Annotated in this window: 12 protein-coding genes and 2 pseudogenes; 5 read left to right on the forward strand and 9 right to left on the reverse strand. The window is 74.8% G+C overall.

Annotated features, from left to right (window positions below; all coding sequences use genetic code 11):
• The 8 genes and pseudogenes from LFA75_RS23850 to egtA all read right to left on the reverse strand — a co-directional run.
• Positions 1 to 312 (reverse strand): annotated as a pseudogene (locus LFA75_RS23850) (anti-sigma factor); the annotation flags it as partial.
• Positions 293 to 889, reverse strand: coding sequence for an RNA polymerase sigma factor (locus LFA75_RS12370; protein WP_225233936.1), 597 nt, complete (start codon positions 887 to 889; stop codon positions 293 to 295). The pseudogene LFA75_RS23850 and the gene LFA75_RS12370, both read right to left, overlap by 20 nt.
• 40 nt (positions 890 to 929) lie before the next feature.
• A complete protein-coding gene (locus tag LFA75_RS12375) occupies positions 930 to 1,610 on the reverse strand; it encodes a class F sortase (protein WP_225233937.1) in 681 nt (226 codons plus the stop codon).
• A gap of 13 nt (positions 1,611 to 1,623) precedes the next feature.
• On the reverse strand, positions 1,624 to 2,436 hold the full coding sequence (locus LFA75_RS12380) for a DUF4397 domain-containing protein (protein WP_225233938.1): 813 nt from the start codon (positions 2,434 to 2,436) through the stop codon (positions 1,624 to 1,626).
• An 82-nt stretch (positions 2,437 to 2,518) separates the two neighbouring features.
• On the reverse strand, positions 2,519 to 3,487 hold the full coding sequence (egtD, locus tag LFA75_RS12385) for an L-histidine N(alpha)-methyltransferase (RefSeq protein WP_225233939.1): 969 nt from the start codon (positions 3,485 to 3,487) through the stop codon (positions 2,519 to 2,521).
• On the reverse strand, positions 3,484 to 4,179 hold the full coding sequence (gene egtC / locus LFA75_RS12390; protein ID WP_225233940.1) for an ergothioneine biosynthesis protein EgtC: 696 nt from the start codon (positions 4,177 to 4,179) through the stop codon (positions 3,484 to 3,486). The genes egtD and egtC overlap by 4 nt, the downstream gene beginning before the upstream one ends.
• Complete coding sequence (gene egtB, locus LFA75_RS12395; protein WP_225233941.1) at positions 4,172 to 5,440, reverse strand: ergothioneine biosynthesis protein EgtB; 1,269 nt, start codon at positions 5,438 to 5,440, stop codon at positions 4,172 to 4,174. The genes egtC and egtB overlap by 8 nt, the downstream gene beginning before the upstream one ends.
• Positions 5,437 to 6,693, reverse strand: coding sequence for an ergothioneine biosynthesis glutamate--cysteine ligase EgtA (gene egtA, locus LFA75_RS12400; protein ID WP_225233942.1), 1,257 nt, complete (start codon positions 6,691 to 6,693; stop codon positions 5,437 to 5,439). Before egtA ends, egtB begins: the two co-directional genes overlap by 4 nt.
• 146 nt (positions 6,694 to 6,839) lie before the next feature.
• Between egtA and LFA75_RS12405 the strand changes: the two genes are divergently transcribed.
• The 3 genes and pseudogenes from LFA75_RS12405 to LFA75_RS12420 all read left to right on the forward strand — a co-directional run bounded on the left by LFA75_RS12405 (position 6,840) and on the right by LFA75_RS12420 (position 8,814).
• The gene (locus LFA75_RS12405; RefSeq protein WP_225233943.1) at positions 6,840 to 7,304 is read left to right on the forward strand and encodes a DUF309 domain-containing protein; all 465 of its coding nucleotides are present in this window, start codon (positions 6,840 to 6,842) and stop codon (positions 7,302 to 7,304) included.
• 28 nt (positions 7,305 to 7,332) lie between these two features.
• Positions 7,333 to 8,356, forward strand: a pseudogene (locus LFA75_RS24105) (IS5 family transposase).
• 35 nt (positions 8,357 to 8,391) lie between these two features.
• A complete protein-coding gene (locus tag LFA75_RS12420) occupies positions 8,392 to 8,814 on the forward strand; it encodes a hypothetical protein (protein WP_225233944.1) in 423 nt (140 codons plus the stop codon).
• A 337-nt stretch (positions 8,815 to 9,151) separates the two neighbouring features.
• Here the strand turns inward: LFA75_RS12420 and LFA75_RS12425 are convergent, their stop codons facing one another.
• The gene (locus tag LFA75_RS12425; protein ID WP_092807911.1) at positions 9,152 to 10,270 is read right to left on the reverse strand and encodes a TDT family transporter; all 1,119 of its coding nucleotides are present in this window, start codon (positions 10,268 to 10,270) and stop codon (positions 9,152 to 9,154) included.
• A gap of 104 nt (positions 10,271 to 10,374) precedes the next feature.
• On the opposite strand from LFA75_RS12425, the gene LFA75_RS23855 reads away from it, so the two are divergent.
• Both LFA75_RS23855 and LFA75_RS12435 read left to right on the forward strand, forming a co-directional pair.
• Positions 10,375 to 10,989, forward strand: coding sequence for a uracil-DNA glycosylase (locus LFA75_RS23855; protein ID WP_165839467.1), 615 nt, complete (start codon positions 10,375 to 10,377; stop codon positions 10,987 to 10,989).
• A complete protein-coding gene (locus LFA75_RS12435) occupies positions 10,980 to 11,912 on the forward strand; it encodes a LysR family transcriptional regulator (protein ID WP_225233945.1) in 933 nt (310 codons plus the stop codon). The genes LFA75_RS23855 and LFA75_RS12435 overlap by 10 nt, the downstream gene beginning before the upstream one ends.
• Positions 11,913 to 11,951 lie beyond the last annotated feature (39 nt).

Genomic DNA, 11,951 nt, shown 5'->3' on the forward strand with positions numbered 1-11,951 from the left:
GGTCCGGGCCACCGGGGCCGGCTCGTCGGCGCCGGAGCGGGGCTGGGGCAGCACGGCGTCGGGCTGCGGCACGGACGCCGGCCGGCTGCGCACCCCGGTCCCGGCGGCGATCGCGTCCCACACCCGCGGGGGGAGCGGGACCGGGGCCGGCGGCCCGGCCGCGTCCTCGTCGCCGAGCAGGTGCACCGCGCGCTGCAGCGACGCCACCTCCGCCCGGCAGTCGGCGCAGCCGGTCAGGTGCGCGGCGTCCGGGGCGGGCAGCTCCTCGCCCAGCGCGGCCAGCGCGATGTCCTCAGGGGTGCAGTGGGGCATCGCCGGCCTCCAATCGGGTGCGCAGTCTCTCCAGCGTGCGGCGGATGTGGCTCTTGACCGTGCCGATCGGGATGCCGGTCCGCTCGGCGATCTCCCGGTGGGTCAGGTCGGCGTAGAACGCGAGCTCGATGATGCCCCGCTGCGGCTGCCCGAGCTGGTCCAGCTCGCCGAGCAGCAGCACCCGGTCCACCGCGGCCCGGTCCACGGCGTGCCCGGACGCCGTGGGCAGCGCGCCGACGGCGTCCGCGGTGCGCCGCTGCCGCTGCCGGTGTGCCCAGGCGTCGGCGATCCGGTGTCGGCAGATCCCGGTCAGCCAGGCCGGCAGCGACCCGGCGGCCGGCCGGAAGCCCGCCCGGCCGTGCCAGGCGGACACGAACGTCTGCTGGACGACGTCCTCGGCGTCGGGCCCGGGCCCCAGCGCGCGGACGGCGAGCCCGTGCAGCTGCGCCCCCCACAGGTCGTAGGCCAGCGCCAGCGCCTGCTCGTCGCCGGCGGCGAACAGCTGGCCCAGGTCGTCGGGGTACCCCGCGCCGGCGTCCGTGGTCACGGCCACGGTCGGCTCGGCGGTGGGCTCCACGAGGTGCACCGTAGGGCCGGCGAGGGCTGCGGACACCCGGTCATCCCGCCGGGACGGGTTCGGCGACCACCACGACGTTGTCGCGGTAGCTCCCGATGTCGGCGAGGAACGGTCCGCCGCAGGTGATGAGCACCAGCCGCGGTGGGCCCGCGCGGGTGAACAGGTCGGCCAGCGGGACGACCTCCTTGTCGAACTCCTGGCGGGCCACGACCTGCCAGCGGCCCTGCGTGCCGTCCGCGGCGGTGACCAGCACCTCGTCGCCGACGGCGGCCGACTCCAGGGGTGCCAGCACGCCGAGGCCCTGCTCGGCGTCGTCCACGTGGCCGGCCAGCACGGCGTTCCCGGCCGCGGCGCCCGGCGCCGGGCCGAAGCGGTACCAGCCGACCCGGTCGACGTCCTCGGGGATCGTCATCAGGCCGTCGGCCTCGACGCCCACGGCGTCGACCGGCGCGTCCAGGCCCAGGGCCGGGACCTGCAGCCGGACCGGGGCCACCAGGGGTGCGGCCAGCTCGGGGGTGGCCGGTCGCGCGGTGGCCTCGGGGAGGACGCCCGGTCCGGCGGGGGCGTGGGATGCCTCCGCCGGACCGGGCGCGTCCTGCGCCGCGACGACCTCGGCCACGGGCGGCCCGTCCGACGTCCCCGGGCGGGTCAGCAGCCACCCGGTCGGCACGCCGACCGCGAGCAGCACACCGAGCACGACCAGGAGGCGGGCGGGACGCACGACGTCGCCCGGGTCAGCCGCGGACGGCGGCCAGGCGGCGCGCTCCCAGCCCGACGACGACCAGGCCGAGCAGGCCGGCGCCGACGACGGGCAGCGGGAGCGAGGAGTCGGCCTGGCCACCGGTGCCGCCGGGGACGCCGGACGGGCTGGAGTGCAGGCCGCCGATCGTCTGCACGGCGAGCTGGTAGCCGGCGTCGGCCGAGCCCCAGGCGTAGACGATGGTCGAGGTGCCCTCGGCCAGGGTCAGGTCGGCCGGGCCGATGGCGACGGTGTCGGTGCCGGCCAGGACCACGTCGGCGGAGACGGTGCCGGCGTCGGTGACCAGGCTGGCCTCACCCGGGTTCACCAGGCCCGGGACGACGACGGCGCCGCCGGCCCGGACGTCGACGGCGGGGGCCGCCGCGGTGTGCCGGACGGTCAGCCGGGCCTGCCCGGCCGGGACCGCGGAGACGTCGTTGACGTAGGGGGTGAGCACCGGGGTGCCGGCCTCGGTCAGGTGCGCGGCGATGGTGGCGTTCGCCCCGGCGGGCACGGCCACGTCGTCGGCCGAGGCGGCCGGCTGGGTGGTGGCCGGGTCCGACCCGGCGGGGTAGATCGCCAGGTCGTAGGTGCCCGCGGGCAGCTCCAGCGGGTCGGTGAGGGTGCCCGGCTGGAAGTCGGGGATCAGCTCCTCGCCGTTGGCGTAGACGTCGACCGGCACGCCGGGGACGGCGTGCAGCACCGAGACGGTGGCGGTGCCGTCGTCGGCCAGCGCCGGGGCGGCGGAGAGGCCGAGGACGACGGCGCCGACGGCGCCGACGGTGAGGGACCTGCGGACGGTGCTCATGGACGGTGTCCTTCCGTGGAGGGGTCGTTCACCCCCTCTTCCGCGGCAGGGCCGCGGCCGGATGCACCGTCCGCAGGATTTCTCAGACCGGGGTCGCCAGGGTGACCGCGAAGTCGCCGTCCGGGTCGGTCCACGTCTCGGCGGCCCGCAGGCCGGCGGCGGCGAGCTCGGCGACGACCTGCTCCACCCGGAACTTGGTCGACACCTCGGTGCGCAGGTCCTCCCCGGCGGCGAAGGGCACGTCCAGGTCCAGCGCGTCGACGTGCACCACCTGGTCCCGGGTCGAGCGCAGCAGCATCTCGATCCAGGAGTTCTCGGCGTCCCAGCGGGCGACGTGCTCGAAGGCGGCCAGGTCGGCGTCGGCGTCCAGCTCGCGGTTGACCACGGTCAGCACGTTCTGGTTGAACGCGGCGGTCACCCCGGCGGCGTCGTCGTAGGCGGCGACCAGCCGGTCGGTGTCCTTGACCAGGTCGGTGCCCAGCAGGAACCAGTCGCCGGGGTCGAGCACGGACCCGACCTCGGCGAGGAACGCCGCCCGGGGCCCGGGCTCGAGGTTGCCGATCGTGGAGCCGAGGAAGGCGACCAGCCGGACGCCGTCCCGGGGGAGCTTGCCCAGGTGGACGGTGAAGTCGCCGACCGCGGCGTCCACCGCGAGGTCGGGGAACTCCTCGGCCAGGGCGGCCCCGGCCTGCCGCAGCACCGAGGGGTCGACGTCGAAGGGCACGAACCGGCGCAGCGTGCCGGCGGTCTGCAGCGAGTGCAGCAGCAGCCGGGTCTTCTCCGACGTCCCGCTGCCGAGCTCGACCAGGGTGTCGGCGCCGGACAGCACCGCGATCTCGTCGGCGTGCTCGGTGAGCACCGCCCGCTCGGCCCGGGTCGGGTAGTACTCCGGCAGCCGGGTGATCTCGTCGAAAAGCTCGCTGCCGCGGGCGTCGTAGAACCAGGTCGGCGGCAGGGTCTTCGGGGTGGCGGTCAGGCCGGCCCGGACGTCGGCGCGCAGCGCGGCGCCGGCGTCGACGGGGCCGAGGTGGTCGGTCAGGGTGAAGCTCACGAGAGGGACTCCAGGGTCGTGCCGTGGGCGGTGACCGTCACGAGGTGGCGGTCGGGGACGTCGGTCCAGCGGGGGTCGTCGTCGAAGGGCTCGCTGGCGAGCACGGTGCCCTGCGGGGTCTCCAGCACCGACAGGGTGTCCCCCCAGGTGGTGGCCAGCAGGCGGGTGCCGTCGGCGGCGAGCAGGTTGAGCCGGGCCGCGGGGTCGCGGCCGCCCACGTCGCGGACCACCTCGCCCAGGGCGTCCAGCCCGGTGGCGAAGACCAGGGCGGCGAGCTGGGCGCTGTCGCAGACGCTCTCGGCGGCCACCGCGGCGGCCGGCGGCAGCACCGCGCGGTCCACCCGGCCGTTGTGCGAGAGCAGCCAGCGCCCGTCGGTGAACGGTGCGGCGGCCGACTCGTCGACCGGCATGCCGACGGTCGCCGACCGGACGGCGGCCAGCACGCAGGACGACGACACCGCCGGGGCCACCGAGGCGAAGGACGCCGACCCCCACAGCGGCGTCGCCGAGCGCCAGCGCGCGGGCTCCGCGCGCCCGGGCGCCCACCAGCCGGTGCCCCAGCCGTCGGCGTTGACCGTGCCGTGCCGCTGCCGGCGCGGGGCGTAGGACTGCACCAGCAGGGAGGCCGGCGGTTCGAGCACCAGCGAGGCCAGCGACCGGGGCTCCCCGAGCCACGCGACGTGCCTACACATCCCAGGCCAGCCGCAGCCCGCTGAAGACCTGCCGGCGCTGCGGGTGGTCCCAGTTGCGGAAGCTCGGCCGCAGGACCGAGGCGTCCACCGACCACGCGCCGCCGCGCAGCACCTTGTAGTCACCGCCGAAGAACGGCGCGGAGTAGTCGGCGTAGAGCATGGGCGTGAACCCGGGCCAGGCGGTGAAGTCCGACGACGTCCACTCCCACACGTCGCCCATCAGCTGCTCCACCCCGTAGGCCGAGGCGCCGGCCGGGTAGCCGCCGACCGGGGCCGGGCGCAGCGCCGTCCCGCCGAGGTTGGCCAGCTCCGGCGTCGGGTCGGCCGAGCCCCACGGGTACCGGCGGCGCCGGCTGGTGGCCGGGTCCCAGGCCGCGGCCTTCTCCCACTCCACCTCGGTGGGCAGCCGGGCACCGGCCCAGCGGGCGTAGGCGTCGGCCTCGAACCAGGTGACGTGCTGGACCGGTTCGTCACCGGGCACCTGCTCGCGGACGCCGAACCGGGTGCGGGTGCCGTCGCCGTGCCAGGTCATCGGGTGCTCGAGGTCCATGTCGGTGCGGACCTGCCAGCCCCGCGTCGTCCACAGCTCGGGCCGGGCGTACCCGCCGTCGGCGACGAACCCGGCGAACTCGGCCACGGTGACCGGGACCCGGCCGATCCAGAACGGGGGGACGTCGACGGTGTGCGCGGGGCGCTCGTTGTCCAGGCTGAACGGCTCGGTCGTGCCGTCCACGCCCAGCTCGAAGGGGCCACCGGGCACCAGCACGCGGGTGCCGGCCACCCCGGGCCGCCCGGCCGGCAGCGGTGCCCCGGTGCCGAGCAGGGCCGGACCGGAGCGCAGCTGGAGCGCCTGCAGCATCGTCTCGCCGTGCTGCTGCTCGTGGCTGACCACCATGGCCACCTCGAACGCGTCGGCGTCGGCGACCCGGTCCAGCACCCGGGCCCGGACCTGGGCGACGTAGCGGCGGGCCTCGACCGGGGGCAGCAGCGGGAGCCGGGCCCGCACGGCCCGCGGGTGGGTGAACGCGTCGTAGAGCTGCTCGACGTCCGGCGGCAGGATCCCGCACCGGCCGGCCTGCCCGCCGCGCAGCAGCCAGAGGTCCTCCTGCTGGCCGATGTGCGCGAGGTCCCAGACCAGCGGGCTCATCAGCGGGTCGTGCTGGCGCAGCAGCTCGGGCTCGTCGAGGTCGGTCAGCAGCAGGGTCCGCGCCCGGGCGACCTCGAGGTCGCGGACGACGGTGTCGATGTCGGTGGCGGTCATGCCGGCTCCTCCGCGTGCACGGCCGCCAGCAGGGCGGCCTCGGGGCCCGATGCGCGGGCGGTGTCCAGGACGGCGTCCCCCGGGCTGCGGCCGGCCTCGACCAGCTCGGCCAGGGCGTGGACGGCGGAGCGCAGCTCCGCCGGCACCCGGTCGACGGCCGCGGCCAGGCAGGCCCGGGCGGCGGTGTGCAGCTCGGGGTCGGCCAGGCCGCGGTGCGCGGCGGTGGTCCAGCGGCCGCGGACCGGCAGGCAGGCCGCGGCGGCCAGGTCGGCGGCGACCGGGTCGTCCAGCAGGGTGGTGGTGAGCGCGGCCAGGGCCGGCCAGGACGGCGAGGCGTCCAGGTAGCGGATCTCCAGGAAGCCGCGCAGCCGGACCGGCGGGAACAGCGTGGTCAGGTGGTAGTCCAGGTCCTCGGGGGTGGGACGGCGTCCGCCCAGCAGGGTCCGCCCGGACACCCAGTCGGCGAAGGGCACCCGGGCGGTCACCGCCTGCGCGCCGCCGTCGTCGGTGAAGCGGACCAGCATCACCGGGGCGGCCAGCGCGTAGTCGGCCCACTCCTCGGCCGGGTCGCGGCGGCCCAGCAGCGGCCCGCACCGGGCCTGGTCCAGGTCGCCCCACACCTGCTGCCGGGTCGAGGCCCACCCGGTCTCCCGGCCGGCCAGCAGCGGGGAGGCGGCCGAGACCGCGACCAGCACCGGGCCCAGCGCGTGCGCCAGCGCCACCCGGTCCCGGTGCTGCCCCGGGTGCCCGGCCTCCAGGTTGACCTGCACGGACGCCGTCGAGGTCATCATCGCCGCGCCGGCCCGCGAGCAGCCGACGACCGCGAAGTGCTCCTCCATGGCCAGGTACCGGGGGCCGGGGCTCACCCGCCGGGCCGGCCGCAGCGGGTCGGTGCCCAGCGGGGCGAGGCCGAGGCCGTGCCGGCCCAGGTGGGCGGTGAGGACGGCGCCGTCGGCCCGCAGCGCGGCCACCGCGGCGGTGACGTCGTCCCCGGGTGGGCCGGAGAGCTCGACCTGCCCGCCGGGCTCCAGGGTGACCCGGCTGCGGCCGGGCAGCGGTGGCACCGAGCCGACGAGGCCGGTGATCCGGTCCCACGGCACCCGCTCGGCGGGGGACAGCAGGTCCACCAGGTGCGCCTCGAGCTCCAGGCCCACCGGGCCCGGCGCTGCCGGACGCAGGGCCGCCTCGGCGACGTGCGCCCGGGCGGCGTCGACGTCGGGCAGGGGACGCAGATCGTGGTCGGTGCGGAACATGGCCGTAGCCACCCCCTCCAGGTCCGGACCGGTCTCGGGAGACCGCGGGTCGGTGCGGGGGCGACCTGCGCAGGCGGGCCGTCCTCGTCGTCCAGGGTGCACACGTCCGGCCGTCGGGGCAACCCGCGCCGGGGGACGATGGACCGGTGGAGAGCGCTCAGGGCAGGGACCGGGACGCCGACGGCCGGGCGCGCAACGCCCGTCCGCGGGACGGGCTGGGTCGGCCGCTGCCGCACGGCGAGCCCGGTGAGCCGCGGGCACCCGAGGGTGTCGTCCGGACGGCGGGGGAGACCCTCCGCGAGGCGCAGGAGCTGCTGGACGCCGGTCGCCCGTTCCACGCCCACGAGGTGCTCGAGGATGCGTGGAAGACCGGGCCGGCCGAGCAGCGAGAGCTCTGGCGGGGGTTGGCCCAGCTCGCGGTGGGCCTGACGCACGCGGCCCGGGGCAACCTCGCCGGTGCGCGGACGCTGCTGGACCGGGGCGCCGGGCACGTCGAGGCCGCGGCGCCGGTGGCGGCCGGGCTGGGGGTCGACGGCGTCGCACTGGCCCGGTGGGCCCGGGCCGTCGACGTGGCGGCTGCGGGGACGCCGCCGCGGCTGCGCGCCGGCTAGGGCGTGTCTTCAAAGGTCTTGATGAGGGATGGACGAGGCTGGTGTGGTGTCGAGGAAACAGCTGCTGAGCGATGAGCAGTGGGCGTTGGTGGAGCCGTTGTTGCCCCCGCAGCGTTCGGGTCGGGGTCGGCCGATGCGGGATCATCGGCAGGTCGTGGAGGGCGTGATCTACCGCTACCGGTGCGGGATTGCTTGGCGTGATCTGCCCGAGGAGTTCGGTCCGTGGCAGACGGTGTGGAAGCGGCACCGCCGGTTCTCCGGTGATGGCACGTGGGATCGGGTGCATCAGGCGTTGGTCGCGAAGGCCGATGCCGTCGGTGCGGTCGACTGGGTGGTCAGCGTGGATTCCACGATCAACCGGGCCCATCAGCACGCCACCAACTTGCCCCGCGGGGAGCGCCCCAATTCCGCTGCTGGGCCTGCTGCGGAGGTCGCCGCGGGGTCTATTGGGAGCGCGGGGGGCTCAGCCGAATGACAAGAATCAGCTGCTCGCCGGCGGCCTGCGCGCGGTAGACGCCCAGTTCCAGGGCTTGTACGACGAGCCGGCTGATCACGCGATCGGTCGCTCCCGCGGCGGGTTGTCCTCCAAGATCCACGCGCTGGTCGACCATGACGGCCGCCCGCTGGTCGTCCTCGTCGGCGCCGGGCAGGCCAACGACTCCCCGGTCTTCCCCCAGCTGATGGCCCGGCTGAAGGTGGCCCGCCCGGGACGCGGGCGGCCCCGCACCCGCCCGACGGCGGTGCTGGCCGACAAGGCCTACTCCGCCCGGGCGCACCGCCATGCGCTGCGTGCCCGCGGCATCCAGACCGTCATCCCCGAGCCCAGCGACCAGATCCGCAACCGCAAACGCCGAGGCTCAGCCGGTGGGCGACCACCGGCCTTCGACCCGGTGCTCTACCGCGATCGCAACGTCGTCGAGCGCAACTTCAACACCGTCAAGCAGTGGCGCGCCCTGGCCACCCGCTACGACAAGCTCGCCATCGTTTACCGCGGCGGCGCCGTCCTACGAGCCATCACCATCTGGACCAGAGTCTTTGGAGACACGCCCTAGTTGCGGCCGTTCCTTTGCTCGCTCGACAGGAGGAGGTGCTGTTCCGCTACGGCACCGAGACCGCCACGATCCTGCAGACGGTCACCCGCAGCTTGCTGTTCGGGATCGTCCACCTGGCGGCGGGGGTACCGGTGGCTGCCGCGCTCGCCCTCAGCATCCCCGGCCTCGTCTTCGCTGTGGTGTACCGGGCGGCCTACCGGTCTCCGGTCGTCCCGGTGCCGGTCAGCGCTGGCCAGATCGACTGGGAGACCTACACGGCCATGCCTAAGGTCGGGGACCGACTGGCCTGGCTGACCGCGCAGATGGAGCAGCGCGACGCCAACGGCCGAGCCCCTACGAACTGGGACACCATGCAGAATGCCGCACGAGACCGGGCGACCGATGTGGCCGCCGCAGTCCACACCGTGAGCAACTGGTGCGGCCTTGGTCTGCTCTTCGTGATCTTGACCCTGACCTGAGGGGTGGCGCGGTGCAAGCGCTGGGTTGCCCTGCAGCTCACAAACCCCCGTATATGGATCGACGGATTCCGTGTCACAACTAGGTCCGAAACCGCTAGGGCCCTGGTCTGCGGGGTCGATGCAGTGCTCGGCTCCGACGGTCGTCGTCCCCGATGTGCATGGATCGTCCGTGGTGCAGTGGTGTCAGGAGCGGGCTGGTCGGATGTGACTGCGGGAACCGTGGATAGAGCTCCGCTGCGCGTCCGAGGCCCATTCTGTGGGCCGGAACTGGCTGTCCTGCCAGGCGACGCCCGGGTCCGGCCCAGTCGGGTGCCTGGCATGTCCCGGGGGTCGACGGTCAGCGCAGCAGGGCCCCGGTGAGGACCCCGCGCGCCGTGCGCAGGGCGACTGTCGCCCAGGCCCCCAGCAGCGCGGCGAAGAGCATGACGGCCGCGACCTGCAGGAAGGTCTCGCCGGTGTGCAGGGCGAGCCCGGACGTGCCGGTGACGACGGTGCCGACGGGGAAGGTGAAGGACCACCAGGTGAGGGTGAAGGGCAGGTGCGCCCGGGCAGTGCGGACGGTGACGGCGAGGGCGATGCCGGCCCACATCAGCGCGAACCCCCACACCGGGAGCCCGTAGACCAGCCCCATGGCCTGGAAGGCGGTGGCGTAGGGCTCGGGGACGGCGAGGTGGGCCTGGCTGCCCAGGTTGTTCGCGGCGGTGATCGACTGGCCCAACGGGCCGAGCACGATCCACAGCGTGGGCACCATGGCGGCGGCGCCGATCTTGTGCCGGGCCAGTCGGCCCCACACCAAGGTGATCACCACGAGGCTGGCCAGCAGCGAGAGCCCGAACATCGACCAGCACAGGGTGAACAGGGTGGTGCGCAGCTGTCCGGCGGGCAGTTCGGGGACCAGCAGGGCGCCGGTGGCCGCGGACACCATGGGCGGGACGACGGGCATCAGCCACCCACCGAACGCGGCGTCCTCTGCGACGTCGTGGCGGGTGAAGACCAGGTACGGGAGGCCGACGGCGGTGACCAGGCCGTAGACGGTGCCGGCGACCCACAGGACGGCGAACACCCACAGTGCTGCGGTGGCGCCGATGAGGTCGGCGCCGACGAGGTGGGTGGCGACGCCGAAGGCCAGCAGGCCCATCGGTGGGGCGCCGTAGAAGTGCGCCATGACCGGGTTGTCGGCGTGCCCACGGGCGGTGTCGGGGTGGTATCGCCAGTGCGCGATGGTGGCGGCCGAGACGGCCAGCAGCAGCACCCCGGCCAACACCCACACCACCTGTGCCAGGACCTGCAGGCCCGGGACGGTGACGGGCAGGGTGGCTGCAGCGGTGGCCACGATGGAGGTGCCCATGACCGAGGCGAACCAGTTGGGGCCGATGTTGGCCACGGCCAGTCGCCGGTCGTCGTCACTGCCGAACAGGCCGGGTCCGGGGGTGGGCTGGGTCGCCGTGCTGGTCATGGGTCCATCGTGCGCTGGTGCAGACCCTGCCGGTAGCCGCCGCGTCGTTGTGCATGCACAAGCCCAGCTTGTGGCGCTCGGTGCCAGGGCCTAGCGTCCCACCGGTGCAGGAGACACTGCGAGAGCTCAAGCTCGCCCGGCTGGACGACCCGCACGTCGCGCCGCTGAACGCGCTGGTCCGGCGGTGGCGGGGCCGAGGTCGGGCGGTGCCGTGGTTCGACCCGCACGGCGGGGGCACCGGTGCGCGGGTGCTGCTGCTCCTGGAGAGCCCGGGTCCGGCGACGATGGCGCTGGGGGAACGCGGGTTCTCCTCCGAGGACAACCCCGACCCCACGGCGCGGGTGCTGCGGGCCGCGCGGGAAGCGTCCCCGCTGCGGGCCGTGGACTGCCTGCGGTGGAACGTCGTCCCGTGGGCGCTGGGCACCCCCGAGGCCTGGCGCAACCCACGGGCCGCCGACCTGGCGGAGGCCGGTCCAGCATTGGCCGAGGTCCTCCAGCTGGTCCCGCGGTTGCGGGTCGTCGTCCCGCTGGGGACGGCGGCACTGGCCGGCTGGATGCGGTACCTGACGATGCACCCACCCGTGCACCCGGTGGTGACCCTGGCGGTGCCGCACCCCTCCCAGCGCAACACCCACGCCCGAACCGAGGCCGACCAGCGGTTGCAGCATGCCCTGGGCGCCGCAGCAGCATGGCTGCCGGAGCTGACGGCGTGCCGCTGAGTCCGCACGTGCCCGAGCTGGGGGCGTTGGAACTGTTGTTGGACGTGGTGGCCACCGGCAGCATCGGCGCCGCGGGGCGCCGGCACGGTGTCAGCCAGCAGGCCGCCTCGGCCCGGCTGCGCACCCTCGAGCGGCAGGTGGGCGTCGCCGTGCTCGATCGCCGGGCCCGCGGCACCGGACTCACCGACGCCGGGACTGCGTTCGCCGCCTGGGCGGCCCGCGTGGTCGAGGCCGCCACCGACCTGGACGCCGGGCTGACCGCACTTCGTCACCGGGGATCGGCGCGATTGCGGTTGGCGGCGAGCATGACCGTGGCCGAGCACCTGGTCCCGGGGTGGCTGGCCGCCCTGCGGGCGCACGGGGGCGTCGAGCAGATCACCTTGACGGCCACCAACAGCGCCGCCGTGGCCGACCTGGTTCGCGCCGGGGCAGTGGACGTGGGTCTCGTCGAGGGACCGGACCCCCTGGCCGACCTCTCCCAGGTCGTGGTGGGCACCGACGACCTGGTGCTCGTCGTCGCTCCGGACCACCCCTGGGCCCGTCGGCGACGGCCGGTGGCCGCCGCCCTGCTGGCCCGCACCCCGCTCGTCACCCGCGAGGTCGGCTCGGGCACCCGCACCGCTCTCGAGCAGGCCCTGGGCCCCCCGGGCCCGACGCCGGTGCTCGAGCTCAGCACCGCGACCGCCGTCCGGGAGTCCGTCCGGGCCGGGCTCGGCCCGGCCGTCCTGCCCCGACTGGCGGTGGCCGGTGACCTGCGCGACGGCCGGTTGGTCGCCATCGGCGTCACCGGGGTGGACCCCGTCTCTTTTATATATTCGACGCTGCCGACCAAACTCCCTTTCGTAATAATTATTGGTAGTCAGTTGTTGATCTATATCTTAAATACGTCTACCTATACTTACTATAGTCCTTATAGTACTTAATATTTACATACTGCACATCACAACTATCTGTATAACTTT

The organism is Klenkia terrae, assembly GCF_900491935.1.
GTDB lineage: Bacteria > Actinomycetota > Actinomycetes > Mycobacteriales > Geodermatophilaceae > Klenkia > Klenkia terrae.